The organism is Paenisporosarcina sp. P4_D4 (assembly GCF_056401835.1).
Genome location: NZ_JBFUIO010000003.1, coordinates 23,029 through 43,017, shown reverse-complemented (window position 1 = coordinate 43,017; position 19,989 = coordinate 23,029). Strand labels below are relative to the sequence as shown.

18 protein-coding genes are annotated in these 19,989 nt (G+C 40.1%); all 18 read left to right on the top strand.

What is annotated here, in order from left to right; genetic code table 11:
- Positions 1-65: 65 nt before the first annotated feature.
- The 18 genes from xerC (at position 66) to AC1DSL_RS01920 (ending at position 19,985) form a co-directional block, all read left to right on the top strand.
- A complete protein-coding gene (gene xerC / locus AC1DSL_RS02005; RefSeq protein ID WP_016427616.1) occupies positions 66-959 on the top strand; it encodes a tyrosine recombinase XerC in 894 nt (297 codons plus the stop codon).
- Between the two features lie 31 nt (positions 960-990).
- Complete coding sequence (hslV, locus tag AC1DSL_RS02000) at positions 991-1,539, top strand: ATP-dependent protease subunit HslV (protein WP_016427615.1); 549 nt, start codon at positions 991-993, stop codon at positions 1,537-1,539.
- Complete coding sequence (gene hslU / locus AC1DSL_RS01995) at positions 1,536-2,930, top strand: HslU--HslV peptidase ATPase subunit (RefSeq protein ID WP_477531006.1); 1,395 nt, start codon at positions 1,536-1,538, stop codon at positions 2,928-2,930. Before hslV ends, hslU begins: the two co-directional genes overlap by 4 nt.
- Positions 2,931-3,014: 84 nt before the next feature.
- Positions 3,015-3,794: a GTP-sensing pleiotropic transcriptional regulator CodY gene (gene codY / locus AC1DSL_RS01990; RefSeq protein ID WP_016427613.1), complete on the top strand. Its 780-nt coding sequence runs from the start codon at positions 3,015-3,017 to the stop codon at positions 3,792-3,794.
- Positions 3,795-4,185: 391 nt separating this feature from the next.
- Positions 4,186-4,899 carry a 30S ribosomal protein S2 gene (rpsB, locus tag AC1DSL_RS01985; protein ID WP_016427612.1) on the top strand — a complete coding sequence of 238 codons (714 nt, stop codon included), beginning with the start codon at positions 4,186-4,188 and terminating at the stop codon, positions 4,897-4,899.
- A gap of 96 nt (positions 4,900-4,995) precedes the next feature.
- Positions 4,996-5,880 carry a translation elongation factor Ts gene (tsf, locus tag AC1DSL_RS01980; protein ID WP_016427611.1) on the top strand — a complete coding sequence of 295 codons (885 nt, stop codon included), beginning with the start codon at positions 4,996-4,998 and terminating at the stop codon, positions 5,878-5,880.
- Positions 5,881-5,963: 83 nt separating this feature from the next.
- Positions 5,964-6,689 carry a UMP kinase gene (gene pyrH / locus AC1DSL_RS01975; RefSeq protein ID WP_016427610.1) on the top strand — a complete coding sequence of 242 codons (726 nt, stop codon included), beginning with the start codon at positions 5,964-5,966 and terminating at the stop codon, positions 6,687-6,689.
- On the top strand, positions 6,689-7,246 hold the full coding sequence (frr, locus tag AC1DSL_RS01970) for a ribosome recycling factor (protein WP_016427609.1): 558 nt from the start codon (positions 6,689-6,691) through the stop codon (positions 7,244-7,246). Before pyrH ends, frr begins: the two co-directional genes overlap by 1 nt.
- A gap of 138 nt (positions 7,247-7,384) precedes the next feature.
- On the top strand, positions 7,385-8,179 hold the full coding sequence (locus AC1DSL_RS01965; RefSeq protein WP_016427608.1) for an isoprenyl transferase: 795 nt from the start codon (positions 7,385-7,387) through the stop codon (positions 8,177-8,179).
- The gene (locus tag AC1DSL_RS01960) at positions 8,176-8,970 is read left to right on the top strand and encodes a phosphatidate cytidylyltransferase (RefSeq protein ID WP_477531005.1); all 795 of its coding nucleotides are present in this window, start codon (positions 8,176-8,178) and stop codon (positions 8,968-8,970) included. The genes AC1DSL_RS01965 and AC1DSL_RS01960 overlap by 4 nt, the downstream gene beginning before the upstream one ends.
- A gap of 15 nt (positions 8,971-8,985) precedes the next feature.
- The gene (dxr, locus tag AC1DSL_RS01955; protein ID WP_477531004.1) at positions 8,986-10,134 is read left to right on the top strand and encodes a 1-deoxy-D-xylulose-5-phosphate reductoisomerase; all 1,149 of its coding nucleotides are present in this window, start codon (positions 8,986-8,988) and stop codon (positions 10,132-10,134) included.
- A 45-nt stretch (positions 10,135-10,179) separates the two neighbouring features.
- The gene (rseP, locus tag AC1DSL_RS01950; protein ID WP_477531003.1) at positions 10,180-11,439 is read left to right on the top strand and encodes an RIP metalloprotease RseP; all 1,260 of its coding nucleotides are present in this window, start codon (positions 10,180-10,182) and stop codon (positions 11,437-11,439) included.
- Between the two features lie 37 nt (positions 11,440-11,476).
- Positions 11,477-13,189: a proline--tRNA ligase gene (locus AC1DSL_RS01945; protein WP_477531002.1), complete on the top strand. Its 1,713-nt coding sequence runs from the start codon at positions 11,477-11,479 to the stop codon at positions 13,187-13,189.
- 66 nt (positions 13,190-13,255) lie between these two features.
- A complete protein-coding gene (locus AC1DSL_RS01940) occupies positions 13,256-17,584 on the top strand; it encodes a PolC-type DNA polymerase III (protein ID WP_477531001.1) in 4,329 nt (1,442 codons plus the stop codon).
- Between the two features lie 134 nt (positions 17,585-17,718).
- Positions 17,719-18,201: a ribosome maturation factor RimP gene (gene rimP / locus AC1DSL_RS01935; RefSeq protein ID WP_342541808.1), complete on the top strand. Its 483-nt coding sequence runs from the start codon at positions 17,719-17,721 to the stop codon at positions 18,199-18,201.
- A gap of 23 nt (positions 18,202-18,224) precedes the next feature.
- Positions 18,225-19,370 carry a transcription termination factor NusA gene (gene nusA / locus AC1DSL_RS01930; RefSeq protein WP_016427601.1) on the top strand — a complete coding sequence of 382 codons (1,146 nt, stop codon included), beginning with the start codon at positions 18,225-18,227 and terminating at the stop codon, positions 19,368-19,370.
- 19 nt (positions 19,371-19,389) lie between these two features.
- Positions 19,390-19,668, top strand: a complete 279-nt coding sequence (gene rnpM / locus AC1DSL_RS01925) for an RNase P modulator RnpM (protein WP_016427600.1) — start codon at positions 19,390-19,392, stop codon at positions 19,666-19,668.
- On the top strand, positions 19,665-19,985 hold the full coding sequence (locus tag AC1DSL_RS01920; RefSeq protein WP_016427599.1) for a YlxQ family RNA-binding protein: 321 nt from the start codon (positions 19,665-19,667) through the stop codon (positions 19,983-19,985). The genes rnpM and AC1DSL_RS01920 overlap by 4 nt, the downstream gene beginning before the upstream one ends.
- The last annotated feature ends 4 nt before the right edge of the window (positions 19,986-19,989 follow it).

The window sequence follows — 19,989 nt, the reverse complement described above, 5'->3', positions numbered from 1 at the left end:
CTGCTCCGGCTGTTTCAAGACGGGACGGTTCCTGGCGCTTTAACTATTTGGAGGTGCAGACACCTATGACTCCCTTAGAAGCTTTGTCTCAATTTAAAAGCTATATCCAGCTTGAAAAGAACTATTCAGAACACACTGTTCGAGAATACGAATCGGACTTACTGTACTTTTTTGATTTTTTACAATCAGAAGGTATTACAAGCTTACATGATGTCGAATATATTCACGCTAGACTGTATGTGACAAAACTGTACGATGAATCACTTTCACGTACTTCGATTTCCAGAAAAATATCTGCGATCCGTTCTTTCTTCAAGTTTGGCAACCGGGAATTCGGTTTAAAAGAAGATGCATTTCGCTCGTTATATCATCCCAAAAAAGAGGAACGACTTCCTCATTTTTTTTATGAAGAAGAGTTACAACAACTATTCCAGGCAACTGAAGGCGAAGAACCCATGGTGCTTCGTAATCGGGCAATCCTTGAAATGTTGTATGCAACCGGAATTCGGGTAAGCGAGTTAACATCTTTGGAAGAACGCGATATTGATAAGCGTCTCGGCATCATGAGAGTAATGGGTAAAGGCAGAAAAGAGAGATATGTACCGTTTGGTCAGTTTGCTCAAGATGCGTTGGAACTCTATATGGACGAAGCGCGTCCTAAATTAATGAAACAAGCTAAACACAATTTTGTATTTACAAATATGCGTGGTCAGCCTTTGACTCCGCGTGGTGTTAGATATATACTGAGCGACTTAGTGGAAAAAGCAGCATTGCATACTAAAATCTATCCGCATATGTTGCGGCATACATTTGCAACACATTTACTGAACAATGGAGCCGACTTGCGTACTGTCCAAGAATTACTTGGGCATAGTCATTTGTCTTCGACACAAGTTTATACACACGTAACGAAAGAACATTTGCGAAGAACTTATATGAATGCACATCCTAGAGCATAATGAAGGATGAGCTAAACGAGAGGTGAACTTCATGGGAGAAATACATGCAACCACGATTTTTGCGATTCAGCATAAAGGAAAATCTGCAATGTCTGGCGATGGTCAAGTTACTTTAGGAAATCAAGTTGTCATGAAGCATACAGCAAAAAAAGTTAGACGCTTATACAACGGTCGAGTGCTTGCAGGTTTTGCTGGATCAGTGGCAGACGCTTTTACTTTATTTGAAATGTTTGAAGCGAAATTGATGGAATACGATGGCAACTTACAAAGAGCTGCAGTCGAACTTGCCCAACAATGGAGAGGCGACAAAATGTTACGAAGACTTGAAGCGATGTTGCTCGTGATGAATAAAGAAACACTTTTATTGGTTTCAGGTACTGGTGAAGTAATTGAACCCGATGATGGCATTTTAGCAATCGGTTCTGGTGGGAATTTTGCATTGGCAGCAGGACGTGCACTGAAACAATATGCTGGTGAAACATTGAATGCCACCGAAATTGCCAAAGCAGCACTTACAACTGCAGCTGATATTTGTGTATTTACCAATCATCAAATTATTGTGGAGGCGTTAAGTGAATGAATAAACAACAGTTAACACCAAAACAAATAACCGAGCACTTAGACCGTTTTATTGTCGGACAAAAAGAAGCTAAAAAATCAGTAGCTGTAGCGTTGCGAAATCGCTATCGTAGAAGTTTGTTGTCTGATGAGATGAAAAATGAAGTTATACCGAAAAATATACTGATGATTGGTCCTACTGGTGTCGGTAAAACGGAAATTGCGAGAAGAATAGCTAAACTTACGAACGCACCGTTTATCAAAGTAGAAGCCACCAAGTTTACAGAAGTTGGCTATGTTGGCCGTGACGTGGAATCAATGGTTCGTGATTTAACAGAAGCGGCTGTACGTATAGTCAAAGAAGAAATGACTGAAGGCGTAAAAGCACAAGCTGAGCGATTGGCGAATGATGCCATCGTCCGTCTTCTCGTACCATCCTTGAAAAAGAAACATAATACGCAAAATCCATTTGAAATGTTATTTGGTCAAAAAGCAGAACAGGAAGAACCTGCAAATGACGATACAGACATTCGTTTAAAACGCTCCCAAATTGCCGAAGACTTAAGAGACGGTAAATTGGAAGATGAATGGGTAAACGTAGAAGTTACAGAACAGGCTCCTTCCATGTTTGATGCCTTCCAAGGCTCTGGGATGGAAAGTATGGGGCAGAATATGCAAGATGCATTATCTAACCTGATGCCGAAGAAAAAGAAAAAGCGCCGCTTGCAAGTGAAAGATGCACGACGAGTCTTAACTCTAGAAGAAGCTCACAAGCTTATCGACTCAGAGGAAGTAGCTCAAAAATCCATCGAACGTGCCGAGCAAACGGGAATCATTTTTATTGATGAAATCGATAAGATTGCGAGCAAGGGGGGCAACGGTTCATCTGCGGATGTTTCGCGTGAAGGTGTACAACGTGATATATTACCGATTGTAGAAGGATCGACTGTTCAGACGAAGTATGGTGCAGTCAAAACTGACTACATGCTTTTCGTAGCTGCTGGAGCATTTCACACAGCAAAGCCTTCGGATTTAATACCGGAACTACAAGGACGCTTCCCAGTCCGTGTGGAACTTGAAAAGTTAACAAAAGATGATTTTGTTCGTATTTTGAAAGAACCAGATCATTCATTGATACGCCAGTACAAATCTTTGCTGGAAACTGAAGGGGTAACGCTTGAATTTACTGACAGTGCAATTGAGCGAATTGCTGAAATTGCAACAGAAGTGAATCAAGAGTCCGATAATATAGGTGCACGTCGATTGCATACGATTTTGGAGAAGTTACTTGAAGAGCTTTCTTATGAGGCTTCTGACATTGCTCCCGCGCATATCGACATTACTCCTGTATATGTCGACCAAAAACTTGGAAATATCGTAAAAAACAAAGATTTGTCACAATTTATTTTGTAATGTAAGTTATAGCTATTCCCAAAACAATTAAAAACCTTTAGAATATTTAATAAATAGCAGTACCCAATATAGGAGGCCACATTAATGAATTTATTAGGAAAAACAAGAAAAATTAACTCGATGCTTCAAGCGTCTGCTGGTAAGCCAGTAAACTTTAAAGAAATGGCAACAACTCTTAGCAATGTAATCGAATGTAACGTGTTTATCGTTAGCCGTAAAGGAAAGCTCCTAGGATTCGACATCAATCAACAAATTGAGAACGAGCGCATGATCAAAATGATGGAAGAGCGTCAATTCCCTGAAGAATATACGAAAAACCTTTTTAACGTAAATGAAACATCTTCTAACTTGGATGTGTACAGCGAACATACAGTATTCCCTGTTGAGAATCGTGAGTTATTCAAAGAAGGTTTAACTACAATCGTTCCAATCATCGGTGGTGGGGAACGTCTTGGAACATTAATTCTTGGACGTTTGAAAGCTGAATTCCATGATGATGATTTAATTCTTGGTGAATACGGTGCAACTGTTGTTGGGATGGAAATCCTACGTGAAAAATCAGAACAAATTGAAGTAGAAGCTCGCAGCAAAGCGGTTGTTCAAATGGCGATTAACTCTTTGTCATATAGTGAATTAGAAGCTATTGAACATATTTTCGAAGAACTTGACGGAAATGAAGGTTTGCTTGTAGCATCAAAAATTGCTGACCGCGTCGGTATTACTCGTTCTGTAATCGTTAATGCTTTACGTAAATTGGAAAGTGCTGGTGTTATCGAATCTCGTTCTTTAGGAATGAAAGGAACATACATCAAAGTATTGAACGATAAATTCTTGAACGAATTAGCTCAATTAAAATTAAAATAAGTAAAACCAAACGACAACAAAGGCTCAGCCTTTGTTGTCGTTTTTTGTAGCTTTAAAGGTGAGTAGAAGTCTAGTTGGAATAATTGAAGGCTTAGATGGAAAATATGAAGGTTTAGTTGGGAAAATAGCGACCTTAGTTGGAAAACGATAAAATCGAGCCTGCGTCAGACTCTAACTGTATTCAAAAAAACTGCGATTAGTAAGCCGAACTATTATTGTTTGTAGATTTTTGTTAGAAACACTTGCGAGGTTAGTCTAGATATGGTATATTATCAAATGGTGTTATCACACACGCATTTGGATAGTGACAAGTGGTCCTTAACAAAGTTAAGGTCTTGAGCTCTAGTTGAAGAATGCGGAGGAAAAAAACCATATCAGGAGGAAACAAAACATGTCAGTAATTTCTATGAAACAATTACTTGAAGCTGGTGTACACTTTGGTCACCAAACTCGCCGTTGGAACCCGAAAATGAAGAAATACATTTTTGTGGAACGTAACGGAATCTACATCATCGATCTACAAAAAACGGTTAAGAAGTTAGAAGAAGCATATGACTTCATGCGCCAAGTTGGAGCAGACGGTGGTAAAGTTCTTTTCGTTGGTACGAAAAAACAAGCACAAGAAGCTATCAAAGAAGAAGCAGAACGCTCAGGTATGTACTATGTTAACCAACGTTGGTTAGGTGGTACATTAACAAACTTCGGTACGATCCAAAAACGTGTAAACCGTTTGAAAGCGATCGAAAAAATGGAAGAAGACGGTACTTTCACTGTGCTTCCTAAAAAAGAAGTTGTTCAACTTAAAAAAGAACACGAACGTCTTGTTAAATTCTTAGGCGGTATTCGCGACATGAAAGGTGTACCGGACGTAATGTTCGTAGTAGACCCTCGTAAAGAGCGTATTGCTGTTGCAGAAGCTATTAAATTAAACATCCCTCTAGTTGGAATCGTTGATACAAACTGTGACCCAGATGAAATCGACTATGTAATTCCTGCAAACGACGATGCTATTCGTGCCGTTAAATTATTAACTGGTAAAATGGCTGATGCGTTACTTGAGTCAAAACAAGGTGAAGATCTAACTCCAGCTGAAGCTGCTGAGTAATCCCCACGTATGTTACAGGTGATAAGCGGCTAAACCCCTTATCACCTTTTTTTGAGAAATAACACAGAGTTGATACTTGAATAGGAGGAAACAACAATGGCAGTTACAGCACAAATGGTTAAAGAATTACGCGAAAAAACAGGCGCAGGTATGATGGACTGTAAAAAAGCGTTAGTAGAAGTAAACGGAGATATCGATGCAGCAGTAGACTTTTTACGTGAAAAAGGTCTTTCTAGCGCAGCTAAAAAAGCTGATCGTATCGCTGCAGAAGGTACTACTTACATTTTAGAACAAGGTAATGACGCTGTTCTTCTTGAAGTTAATGCTGAAACAGATTTCGTTGCTAAAAACGAAGGTTTCCAAACATTAGTTAAAGAATTGGCTGAGCACTTGCTTGCTACTAAACCAGAAACAGTTGAAGTAGCAAATGCTTCTACAATGTCTAACGGTTTAACTGTTGCAGATCACATTTCAAATGCGATTGCAAAAATCGGTGAAAAAATTACATTACGTCGTTTTGTTGTTCGCACAAAAACAGACAACGACGCTTTTGGTCCTTACCTACACATGGGTGGCCGCATTGGCGTACTTGTAACTCTTGAAGGATCTACTGATGCTCAAGCAGCTAAAGATGTTGCAATGCACGTTGCAGCTTTAAACCCAACTTATATTTCTCGTGACGAAGTGTCTGAAGAAGAAGTTGACCGCGAGCGTAAAATCTTGACTGAGCAAGCTCTAAACGAAGGCAAACCAGAAAACATCGTAGCTAAAATGGTTGAAGGCCGCCTTGGTAAATATTTCGAAGACGTTTGTTTGCTTGATCAATCATTCGTTAAAAATTCAGATCAAAAAGTTCGTGAGTTCGTGAAATCTACGGGCGGTACTGTTACTGAATTCGTACGTTACGCTGTTGGTGAAGGTATCGAAAAACGCCAAGATAACTTTGCTGAAGAAGTAATGAGCCAAGTTAACAAAGGTTAATACTAAACGAATATATTATTACTCCGGGGAGCACGATTTTGTGTTCCCTATTTTTCGAGAAAAAAGTGTAATGGAGGCTACCCATGAGCGAGACTAAATACAATCGAGTCGTGTTAAAATTAAGCGGAGAAGCTTTAGCAGGAGAACAAGGTTTTGGACTTTCTCCTCAAATYATTAAATCCGTAGCTGATCAAGTGAAAGAAGTTGTAGAGTTAGGTGTTGAAGTTGCTGTTGTAGTTGGTGGCGGAAATATCTGGCGCGGTAAAGTAGGTAGTGAAATGGGTATGGACCGTGCAACTGCGGACTATATGGGCATGTTAGCTACTGTTATGAATTCTTTAGCACTGCAAGATTCACTTGAAAAATCAGGCATTGAAACACGCGTTCAATCATCAATTGAAATGCGTCAAGTAGCTGAACCTTATATTCGTAGAAAAGCAATCCGCCATTTAGAGAAGAAAAGAGTCGTTATTTTTGCTGCTGGAACAGGGAATCCTTACTTCTCTACTGATACGACAGCTGCGCTACGTGCTGCAGAAATTGAGGCAGATGTTATTTTAATGGGCAAAAACAATGTGGATGGCGTCTACTCAGCTGATCCAAAAACAAATAGCGATGCCATTAAGTATGACACTCTTTCATTCCTCGATGTCATTCAACAAGGCTTGCAAGTAATGGATTCGACTGCTTCAACACTATGTATGGACAATGATATCCCGCTCATAGTATTCTCAATTATGGAGAATGGAAATATTAAACGTGCCGTTTTAGGTGAAACAATTGGTACGATCGTTAGGAGGAATACGTAATGTCAAAACAAGTGATTGATCAAACAAAAGAAAGAATGACAAAAGCGATTCAAGCTTTAAGTCGTGAACTTTCAACAATTCGTGCGGGTCGTGCGAGTGCTTCTTTATTGGATAAAATCTTTGTTGATTATTATGGTGCACCGACGCCAATCAACCAGATTGCCGGAATCGCGACACCTGAAGCACGCTTGCTGACAATTCAACCTTATGACAAGACTGCTCTTGGTGACATCGAAAAAGCAATTCAAAAATCAGATTTAGGGATTTCCCCATCAAATGATGGTACATTAATCCGTATTGCTATACCAGCTTTGACAGAAGAACGTCGTAAAGACTTAGTGAAATTAGTCAAAAAAGAAGCAGAAGAAGCAAAAGTCGGCATTCGTAACATCCGCCGTGATGCGAATGATGAATTGAAAAAATTAGAGAAGAAAAGCGAGATCACAGAAGACGATTTACGCGGATTTTCTGAAAATGTTCAAAAACTAACTGATGATTATATTGTTCAAATTGATCAAGTTGCCAAAGATAAAGAGAAAGAAATTTTGGAAGTTTAAGCTTTTGAACTTTTTTTCAATTAAGACGTTCCTATTTCATAGGACGTCTTTTTTTATGGGAAAGAAGTAAATTCCATCGATTTTTGATATGATAGGAAAGACGACATTCCGATAAGCGAGTAAAGTGGAGGATTCAGCATGTTACATAAACTCATTCGGAGAAAACCCGAACGACAAAATCAATCGCTGGCGGAGCGTATTTCGCATTCTAAAAAAGAACAAATACCTGAACACATTGCGATTATTATGGATGGCAATGGGAGATGGGCGAAGAAACGGGCTCTTCCACGAGTAGCCGGTCATCATGAAGGTATGAAAACGGTTCGGAAAATTACTCGACTTGCCAATGATTTAGGTGTAGGTGTATTAACCGTATATGCATTTTCGACCGAGAATTGGAAACGACCAAAACTTGAAGTTGATTTTATTATGCGATTGCCCGAAGAGTTTTTAGGTACTTATCTACCTGAGCTGATCGAACAAAATGTGCGTGTGGTCATGATGGGTGAAAGTGAAACATTACCTCGACATACACATAATGCTGTTCGCAAAGCAATGGAAGCAACTAAAGATAATACGGGACTAATATTGAATTTTGCTTTGAATTATGGAAGTCGTGCAGAGATTGCACAAGCGATGCAAAAAATTGCACAACTCGTTGAAGAGGGTTCGCTTAGCTATAGCGACGTAACGGAAGATTTAATTTCACAGCATTTAATGACGTGTGAGTTACCCGAACCTGATTTACTTATCCGCACAAGCGGAGAAGTTCGTCTCAGCAACTTTATGCTTTGGCAATTGGCCTATACAGAGTTCTGGTTTACGGATACGCTGTGGCCAGATTTTGACGAAAGCTGCTTGCTCGACGCAGTGGATAGTTACCAAAACCGAAATCGCCGTTATGGAGGATTGAAGGGAGAAGAAACAAATTGAAACAACGCATCATCACTGCAGTAATTGGAGCTGCATTATTCATTCCGATTGTTTGGCTAGGAGGTCTTCCTTTTACACTTCTCGTTTACGCTATGGCGGCAATCGGATTCTTTGAATTATTACGTATGAAAGGTCATACCATTTTTTCAGTTCATGGAGCAATCGCTCTTCTTGCATTATTTGTTTTTCTAATGCCTAATCAATGGTCGATACCATTAATGGAAACAACGGGGTATACCAAAATAGATTTAGCACTTATTGCTGTACTTTTATTACTTATCTACACCGTTGTCGTGAAGAATCGCTACACATTTGAAGATGCTGCATTTTCTATTATGGGCGTATTGTATATTGGAATCGGATTTTTCTATTTCATTGAAACGCGTATGGATGGCATTGAATATGTCATTTATGCCTTGCTGGTTATTTGGACAACCGATTCAGGAGCTTATTTTACTGGGAAAAAATTTGGTAAAAAGAAATTGTGGCCTGATATTTCTCCTAATAAAACCATTGAAGGATTTATCGGAGGAATCTTGACGGCTATTATTTTTGCTTTACTTTTCCAATGGATTTACCCAATTAGTTCGTCCTATACGATTCTAGTCATTGTGACGATATTAGCTTCCATTTTTGGTCAAATGGGCGATTTGGTTGAATCTGCACTTAAGCGCCACTACAACGTTAAGGATTCAGGTGATATCTTACCTGGACACGGAGGAATTTTAGACAGATTCGATAGCTTATTATTTGTGTTACCACTTTTACATTTCTTGCATTTTGCTGGCTAAGGGGATTTGACGTTTATGACAAAGCTGATTAGTTTATTGGGAGCAACAGGCTCTATCGGTATTCAAACGATTGACATCATAAGAGAACATCCACATCAATTTAAACTAGTGGCTTTTTCTGCTGGACGCAATCTTGAAAAGACTAGAGAAATAATTCGTGAATTTAATCCTACACTTGTATCTGTTCAAGAAGAAGTTGATGCAATTTCACTTAAGAAGGAATTTCCGAGCATTGAACTTGCATATGGTAGCAATGGATTGATCGACGTTGCGACTCACCCAGAAGCGTCCGTTTTAGTAAATGCTGTTTTGGGAAGTGTTGGTCTTGAAGCGACATTAGAGGCAATAAAACAACGAAAGACAATTGCTCTCGCAAACAAAGAAACGCTGGTCACAGCAGGGCATTTGGTGATGGCTGCGGCAGAGAAATACAAAGCTCCTATTTTACCGGTTGATAGCGAGCATTCAGCTCTTTTCCAATCGATGAATGGTGAAAAGAGAAGCCAAGTAAGCAGGTTGATTTTGACGGCATCCGGTGGTAGCTTCCGTGACCGTACGCGGAAAGAATTGGAGAACGTAACAGTACAGGATGCTTTGAGTCATCCTAACTGGTCCATGGGCGCAAAAATCACGATTGATTCTGCAACAATGATGAACAAAGGATTAGAAGTGATTGAAGCACAAGTGCTTTTCGACATGCCTTATGATGATATTGAAGTTGTCTTGCATAGGGAGAGTATCATTCATTCAATGGTGGAATTCCATGACACAAGTGTAATGGCACAACTTGGGACACCAGATATGCGTGTTCCCATTCAATATGCTCTTTCTTATCCGGACAGGCTTCCAAGAAAAAGTGCAAAACGTTTAAATCTTGTTGAAATAGGTAAACTTCATTTTGAAGAAATGAATATGGAACGTTTTCATGCATTAAAACTTGCATACGATGCAGGCCGGGCGGGTGGTACAATGACCACAGTTTTGAATGCTGCAAATGAAGCAGCCGTTGCCTTGTTTTTAAATGGAGAGATTCGATTCCTCCAAATAGAAGAATGTATTGAACGAATTATGGACAAACATACGCTTATTAGTACTCCGGATTTGGAAACGATATTGCATGTGGATGCAATTACGAGAAAAGATGTTCGAAACATGATAAAATGATGAAAGAATGATGACGGCGAAATGCTGTAAAAAAGGTGGGACTTTATGGAGACAACCATTGCTTTTATCCTGATATTTGGTTCACTTGTATTTTTTCATGAACTAGGTCACTTTATTTTTGCCAAACGTGCCGGAATCATGGTACGTGAATTTGCAATTGGCTTTGGTCCAAAAATACTTGGAATCACAAAAGGGGAAACTCTTTATACCCTTCGTCTTCTGCCTCTTGGTGGATATGTGCGAATGGCTGGAGAAGATATGGATTCGGTTGAATTACAGCCAGGATTCCGTGTCGGACTCATGTTAAACTCAAAAGAAGAAGTTCGTAAAATCGTCCTCAATCATAATAAACAACAACAAGACATGTTGTTTTTGGAAACTGAACGTTCCGATTTGGAAAAAGAACTCTGGATTGAAGGATACGATGAAGATGAACGTTTAGTACGATATAATGTTTCACGCAAAGCCGTAATCGTAGAGAATGGCAAAGAAACATTAATAGCACCTTATGATCGCCAATTTGGTTCGAAATCACTTGGCAAGCGTGCTATGACCATTTTTGCTGGTCCTTTATTTAACTTTATTTTATCTTTCTTCATCTTCTTGGCAATTGGTCTGTTGCAAGGGGTTCCGACTTACGAGCCTGTCATTTCGGGAGTCTCTGATGATAGCCCTGCCCTTGCAGCCGGTATGCAGGATGGAGATTTAGTTACTAAAATTGATGGTCAGCCCATTAATAAATGGCAAGATCTCGCTGCAAAGGTACAAGCTAGTGCAGGAGAAGAATTAACGTTTGAATACGTACGAGATGGTGAAACCATTTCTTCAACTATCACACCAAAAACCGTAGAAAAAGACGGCGAAAAGTATGGACAAATTGGAGTTATATATGAAAGTCCAGTTGAAAAAAATCCTTTGAAAGCATTAGCTTTCGGTGCTGATCAAACCATCACTTGGATTGCGAAAATTTTTGAACTCCTTGGCATGTTGGTAACTGGACAGTTTACAATTGATGCTTTGTCAGGACCAGTAGGAATTTATAAAGCAACCGAAGCAGTGGCACAATATGGTGTTTTCAATCTAATGAATTGGGCAGCTATTCTAAGCATTAACTTAGGTATCATGAATTTACTACCACTTCCGGCATTGGATGGTGGACGATTATTATTCTTCTTATTTGAAGCGATTCGAGGGAAACCATTGGACCGACAAAAAGAAGGAATGATCCATTTTGTCGGCATAATGTTATTGATGGTGCTGATGGTTGTTGTTACATGGAATGATATACAAAGATTTTTCTTTTAAAATTTAATCTACGGATGGTATGAGGAGCTTTTAACTTATGAAACAAAGTCTTACATTCATCCCTACACTTCGTGAAACTCCAGCTGATGCAGACGTTAAGTCTCATCAGCTGCTACTTCGTGCAGGGTTTATTCGTCAAAATACAAGTGGCATTTATTCTTTCTTACCTCTTGGAAAACGCGTTCTTCAAAAAGTAGAGAGCATTGTTCGGGAAGAAATGGATGCTATCAATGGTGTTGAAGTGTTAATGCCTGCGATGCAACAAGCTGAACTTTGGCAGGAAACTGGACGATGGTATTCATATGGTCCGGAATTAATGCGTTTAAAAGATCGACACAATCGTGATTTCGCTTTGGGGGCAACACATGAAGAAGTCATTACTTCTTTGCTTCGTGACGAAATCAAGTCATATAAAAAATTGCCTTTAACTCTTTACCAGATTCAAACGAAATTCCGTGACGAAAAACGTCCTCGTTTTGGCTTGCTTCGTGGCCGTGAGTTTCTTATGAAAGATGCTTACTCTTTCCATGCTACACGTGAGAGTTTAGATCAGACTTATGAAGACATGGTCAAAGCTTATTCAAATATTTTCTCTAGATTAGGATTGAATTTCCGTGCGGTTATTGCGGATTCAGGAGCAATCGGTGGAAAAGATACGCATGAATTCATGGTCCTTTCTGAAATCGGGGAAGATACGATTGCATATTCTGACGCATCTGACTTTGCTGCTAATATTGAAATGGCTGAAGTTAAAGTTTCATATGAAGCATCAACAGAAGAGCTAAAAGAGGTCGAGAAAGTAGCTACTCCTGACCAAAAAACGATTGAGCAAGTAGCGAGCTTCCTGAATCTAGATGCTCAACAATGTATCAAAACGTTGGTGTTTAACGTGGATGGGGAATTAGTATTGGTTCTCGCTCGCGGAGATCACGAAATCAATGATATAAAAGTTAAAAATGCATTGCAGGCAAAAGTGGTAGAGTTTGCATCTGAAGAAGAGGTGCAAAACTTGCTTCAATGTGAAGTTGGGTCTCTAGGTCCTGTAAAAATTCCATTAGGTGTAAAAGTCATTGCTGATCATGCTGTAGCGTCGATTCGTAATGGCGTATGTGGAGCAAATGTTGCTGGATTCCATTTAACGAATGTTAATCCAGAACGTGATTTTGCAGTAGACCAGTATGAAGATTTACGTTTCATCATGGAAGGCGACGCTTCTCCTGACGGCAATGGAACAATCGTTTTCGCTAAAGGAATTGAAGTAGGACACGTCTTTAAACTTGGTACAACCTACTCTGAACCGATGAATGGAACTTTCCTTGATGATAATGGCCGTTCACAGCCTTATATTATGGGGTGTTACGGTATTGGGGTTTCCCGTGTCATGGCTGCTGTTGCGGAACAGTTCCAAGATGATAAAGGATTTATCTGGCCAAGTGCAATCGCGCCATATAATGTACATTTAGTGCCTGTAAATACAAAGGACGAAGCACAAGTTGCTCTTTCTGATGAATTATATAATTTAATGAAATCATATCGCTACGATGTGTTATATGATGACCGTGCTGAACGTGCGGGTGTGAAATTTGCCGATTCAGATTTAATCGGTTTACCGATCCGAATAACAGTCGGTAAAAAAGCAGCCGAAGGTTTAGTCGAAGTGAAAATAAGAAAAACCGGCGAAACATTTGAATGGAAAAAAGAAGAGGTAGTTGACCATCTTCAAGCTTTCTTTTCGTCATTAAACGATTAATCAAAAGGAGGACCTTGAAATCGGGTCTTCCTTTCTTTTTCTTATGAAAGAAAGGAGGCATAGAGTATGAGTAACGAACAAGATGCCAAAAAAAGGTTACAACTATTATTACAACAATTGGAACTTACCGCTGATGAATACATGACTCATTTTGAATCGGCTTCCCTAAGTCGTATGACGGTACATAAAAAAGAGCGTGTATGGCGTTTTACTATAGAAGTAGAGAAACTGTTGCCTTATAACATGTTTCAACTATTCAATTTGCGGTTACGTGAAAAGTTTGCTGGCATTGCGGATATAAAATTATCACTTACTTGTGAATCACCTCAAGTCGATGCTGAGTCAATCGCTTCTTACTGGCCGTTTGTATTGCAGGAAATTGATGATATGTCGCCTCCTCTACGAAATCTTCTACATGCACAAATTCCATCTTTCAATGGTCAGACCGTCCATTTTACGTGTGCACAGGAAATTGAATTCCGTACACTAAAAGGCAAATATGCGTCTAAAATTGCTGATGTCTATGCTTCGTATGGTTTCCCAATCTTACCGATTGATTTTAAATTGATCGAACAAGAGGCAGAACTGGCAGAAGCACAGCAAGCGTTTATGGAGCAACGAAGAATCGAAGAAGAAGAGCTGGGCAAGAAAGCATTGGCTGATATGCAGAAACGTGAAAAAGATCGTGCATCAAATCCTGGGGTAACCTTGAATGGACCCTTCCAACTGGGTACCCCGATTAAAGCGGACGAGCCAATTATGGAAATCAAGCAAATTCAGGATGAAGAAAGACGCATCACGATTGAAGGCTTTGTTTTTGATGTTGAGGTAAAAGAACTTCGAAGCGGCCGCTCATTATTAACAGTCAAAGTTACGGATTACACAGACTCGATTCTTGTTAAAATGTTTTCCCGGGACAAAGAAGATGCAGAGCTTATGGGTCTGCTGAAAAAAGGGACATGGCTAAAAGTGCGTGGTTCAGTACAGAACGATACATTCGTTCGAGACTTGATCATAATGGCACAGGATATTATGGAAATTAAAGTGGATTCCAGAAAAGATACTGCTCCAGAAGATGAAAAAAGGATTGAACTTCATTTACACACACCAATGAGTCAGATGGACGCTGTCTCTTCTGTAGATGCCTTGGTAAGTCAGGCAGCCAAATGGGGACACCCCGCTGTCGCAATTACGGATCATGCTGTTGTTCAATCCTTCCCGGATGCTTATGCAGCCGGAAAAAAACATGGTATTAAAATCATTTATGGATTGGAAATCTACATGGTCAATGACGGAGTAAACATTGCCTATGAAGAGGAGCATCGAGCACTAGCGGATGCTACCTATGTCGTATTCGACGTTGAAACGACAGGCCTTTCTGCGGTATACGATACCATTATTGAGCTTGCAGCTGTGAAAATCAGAGATGGTCAAGTCATCGACAAATTCGAAAGCTTTGCAAATCCGCATCATCCATTGTCTGCTACTACCATCGATTTGACGGGTATCACCGATGATATGGTGCGTGATGCACCGGATATTGAAGACGTCATCAAGCGTTTCCACGATTGGATCGGCGATAGCATCATGGTTGCACATAATGCGTCATTCGATATGGGTTTCCTGTACGTAGGCTATAAGAAAGTCGGTCTGGAACAAACGGTCCATCCTGTCATCGATACGTTGGAATTATCACGTTTCCTTCACCCGGAAATGAAAAACCATCGATTAAACACGATGGCCAAAAAATTCAATATCGAGCTCACCCAGCATCACCGGGCAATCTATGATACGGAAGCCACGGGCTACTTACTGTTGAACTTGTTGAAAGAAGCTGAACAAAAAGGGATTCACTATCACGATGAGTTCAACCATCAAACAGGTAATGGAGAGTCGTACAAGAGAGCACGTCCATCTCACTGCACGCTTCTTGCCACGGATGAAGACGGATTGAAAAACTTGTTTAAACTAGTCTCGTATTCCCATATGAACACATTTTTCCGGGTTCCGAGGATCCCGCGTTCCGTTCTAGTCAAGCATCGTAAAGGGCTGTTGATTGGTTCTGGGTGTGATAAAGGGGAAGTATTCGAAGGATTAATGCAGAAATCTCCTGAAGAAGTCGAGGGAATTGCAAAATTCTATGACTACTTGGAAGTCCATCCGAAAGAAGTTTACGCACATTTAATTGAACTCGAGCTTGTGAGAGATGAATGGAATCTTGAAGACATCATTCGAAAAATGATTAAACTGGGCAAAAAAATTGCACGTCCGGTAGTCGCTACTGGAAATGTCCATTATGTAAACGAGAACGATGCGATTTTTAGACAGATTCTAATTGGAGGGCAAGGTGGAGCCAACCCACTGAACCGCCACAAGTTACCGAAAGTTCATTTCCGTACTACAAATGAAATGTTGGACGCTTTCGCCTTCCTGGGTGAAGAAACCGCGAAACAAATTGTTGTGGAGAACAGCCATAAAATTTCGGAGAGAATCGGAGACATCAAACCAATTAAAGATGATTTGTATACGCCGAAAATCGAAGGTTCTGATGAAGAAGTTCGAGAATTAAGCTATGCGATGGCAAGACAGATTTACGGAGATTCATTGCCGGAAATTGTGGAAGCCCGTATTGAAAAAGAACTTACTTCCATTATTGGACACGGATTTGCAGTTATTTATTTGATTTCTCATAAGCTAGTAAAGAAATCTTTGGATGACGGCTACTTAGTAGGTTCCCGTGGTTCCGTTGGATCTTCTCTTGTAGCGACGTTAATGGAAATTACGGAAGTGAATCCATTGCCGCCACATTATGTATGTCCTTCATGCCAGCATGCTGAATTCTTTGATGATGGTTCCGTCAGTTCAGGCTTTGATTTGCCAAACAAAGTCTGCCCGCATTGTGAAATACCTTACAAAAAAGATGGACAAGATATTCCTTTCGAAACGTTTCTTGGATTTAAAGGGGATAAAGTACCCGATATCGATTTGAACTTTAGTGGAGAATATCAGCCGATTGCACATAACTACACGAAAGTACTTTTTGGTGAAGACAATGTTTATCGTGCAGGTACGATTGGAACAGTTGCTGAGAAAACAGCATACGGCTACGTACGTGGCTATGCGAATGATCACAACTTAACAATCCGTGGTGCTGAAATCGACCGACTTGTTCAAGGGTGTACTGGAGTTAAACGTTCGACAGGACAACATCCTGGGGGAATCATTGTTGTCCCGGATTACATGGATATTTTCGATTTTTCACCGATTCAGTTCCCTGCTGATGCACAGGACTCCGAGTGGAAAACAACTCACTTTGACTTCCATTCCATCCATGATAACTTATTGAAACTTGATATCCTGGGACACGATGATCCGACAGCTATCCGGATGTTGCAGGACTTGTCTGGCATCGATCCAAAAACGATTCCAACGGATGACCCTGAAGTAATGAAGATTTTCAGTGGCACGGAGTCACTTGGAGTGACACAGGAACAAATTGGCTGTAAGACGGGTACACTCGGGATTCCTGAGTTTGGTACACGTTTTGTTCGTCAAATGTTGGAAGAAACGAAACCATCCACTTTCTCTGAACTTGTTCAAATCTCAGGACTATCTCATGGTACTGACGTATGGCTTGGAAATGCACAGGAACTTATTCAAAATGGGACTTGTCAGCTTTCGGATGTAATTGGTTGCCGGGATGATATCATGGTGTATTTAATTTACCAGGGTCTTGAACCGTCTCTGGCATTTAAAATCATGGAATCTGTGCGTAAAGGGAAAGGGTTAACTCCGGAATTTGAAGAAGACATGAAGTCAAATGGCGTTCCTGCATGGTATATCGAAGCGTGTAAAAAGATTAAGTACATGTTCCCAAAAGCCCATGCAGCCGCTTATGTATTAATGGCTGTTCGAATTGCATATTTCAAAGTACATTTCCCGATCCTTTACTACGCAGCATATTTCACAGTACGTGCAGCAGATTTTGACTTGCACGCTATGACGAAAGGTTCTGCATCGATCCGTGCAAAAATTGATGAGATTAATGCCAAAGGATTGGATGCCGCTCCGAAAGAAAAAAGCTTGCTGACGGTTATGGAAATTGCCTTGGAGATGTGTGAACGTGGTTACCACTTTAAAAAAGTGGATCTCTACGAATCAAAGGCATCTGAATTTGTCATTGATGGCAAAGGATTGATTCCGCCTTTCAATGCGATTCCGGGACTCGGAACAAACGTAGCCAAAACGATTGTGGAAGCACGGAAAAATGGCGAGTTCCTATCGAAAGAAGATTTAGGACAACGTGGACGTGTTTCCAAAACATTGATTGAATACATGGATCAACTTGGTTGTCTCGAAGGCATGCCAGATGCGAATCAATTGTCGCTATTCTAGGCCTGATTTGCACTGCGAGCATTCGTATGGTATCATTTGTATAACAAGTTGTTGATAGATTTACGGCAAAAGAGTGGGATTTCCCGCTCTTTTCTGTTTGTTATGTCGAAAATAAGTTGCAGCGGGAGGCATATATGAGCAAAATATTAACCGAAGTAGAAAAGCTTGTGACGCCCATTGTTGAAGAGTTGAATTTGGAGCTCGTTGATACGGAGTTCGTAAAAGAAGGTCGTAATTGGTTTTTACGTATTTATGTAGATACTCCTCAAGGTGGCATTGACATTGAGCATTGTGCGCTTGTAAGCGAGCGTATCAGCGAAGTGTTGGATGCAAAGGATCCAATTGAGCAAAACTACTTTTTAGAAGTTTCTTCACCTGGGGCAGAACGTCCATTGAAAAAAGAGAGTGACTTCGAACGTGCAGTTGGTCAATTCATTCATGTGAAAACATATGAACTGGTGAATGGCCTGAAAGAAAAAGAGTTTGAAGGCTTTTTGACTGCTTATAGCGAACAAGGCTTAGAAATGGAAGTTCGAATTAAAACTAGAAAAATTAAAGTTCAACTTACAAAAGAGAAAATTGCATTCGCGCGTTTAGCGATTAATTTCTCTGCATAATGTGAATGTAGGAGTGAAAAATAATGGCAAATGAGTTGCTGGATGCTTTAATAGCTCTTGAAAAACAAAAAGGAATTTCACGAGATGTACTAATTGAAGCGATTGAAGCGGCGCTTGTTACAGCGTATAAACGCAATTTTAATCAAGCACAAAACGTACGTGTTGATTTGAATCTGGATAATGGTTCGATGAAGGTTTACTCACGCAAGGATGTAATGGAAGAAGTGTTGGATGACCGTCTACATATTTCATTAGAAGACGCGAAACAAGTAAATCCTGCGTTTGAACTGGGAGATATTGTAGAACAAGAAGTAACACCTAGAAACTTCGGACGTATCGCAGCACAGACTGCTAAACAAGTGGTTACACAACGTGTTCGTGAAGCAGAACGTGGATTGATTTATGAAGAGTATGTTGATCGCGAAGAAGATATCGTAAATGGTGTTGTTGAGCGTCTAGATGCTCGTAATATTTATGTAGGACTTGGTAAAGTTGAAGCGGTATTACCGGTGAATGAACAAATTCAAACTGAAACATACCGTCCGCATGAGCGCATTAAAGTGTATATCACGAAAGTAGAACGTACAACTCGTGGACCACAAGTATTTGTATCTCGTACACACCCTGGATTACTTCGTCGTCTATTTGAAATGGAAGTTCCTGAAATATACGATGGCATCGTAGAAATTAAATCAATCGCTCGTGAAGCTGGCGATCGATCGAAAATATCAGTTGTTGCCCATAATGATGATGTAGATCCAGTAGGTTCTTGCGTAGGTGCAAAAGGTTCTCGCGTTCAAACAATCGTAAATGAGTTGAATGGTGAGAAGATTGATATTGTAGAATGGTCTGAAGATCCAGTGGTATTTGTTGCCAATGCACTTAGCCCATCTAAAGTATTAGATGTTCAAGTCCATGAAGAAGAGAAATCGACAACAGTGGTAGTACCTGACTATCAATTATCTTTAGCGATTGGTAAACGTGGACAAAATGCACGTCTAGCAGCTAAATTGACAGGGTGGAAAATCGATATCAAGAGTGAAACAGATGCTCGTGAATTAGGTATTTACCCATCTGCCCATGCTTCTGAAAACTTCGACCTTGAAGATGAAGAGTATGAAGAAAATATCGATGACAATTTTGATTTATATAAAGATGACGAAGAATAAGCGAAGAGGGTGAATTTTGATGTCTAGTCAAAAGAAAATACCTTTACGAAAATGCGTGGCAACAGGCGAAATGTTTCCTAAAAAAGAAATGATTCGAGTTGTACGATCAAAAGAAGGCGAAGTTTCAGTCGATCTAACTGGCAAAAAGTCTGGTCGTGGAGCGTATGTCTCCAAAACCAAGCAGGCAGTAGAAATCGCTAAAAAACGCAAAGTGCTGGATAGTCAATTGGAAGCAAAAATACCAGAAAGCATTTTTGAAGAATTGTTAACTGTGATTGAAAGAGAGCAAATTATATGAATACACAGCAACGAATCTTACAATTGATTGGTCTGGCAGTGCGTGCAAGAATGTTGATATCTGGAGAAGAGCTTGTAGTCAAAGATATTCGTACTAACCGTGCGAAACTCGTTATCATCTCTTCAGATGCATCAGACAATACGATGAAAAAAATTCAAGATAAATGCAACACATACAACGTTGAGTTACATGTTTTCGGTGATCGTTCTGATCTCGGACATGCTACAGGAAAAGAGGCCCGCGTGGTACTCGCAATTACTGACGACGGTTTCGCTAAAAAACTGTCCGGACTTCTCAACGAATTTAACCGGGGGTGACCAA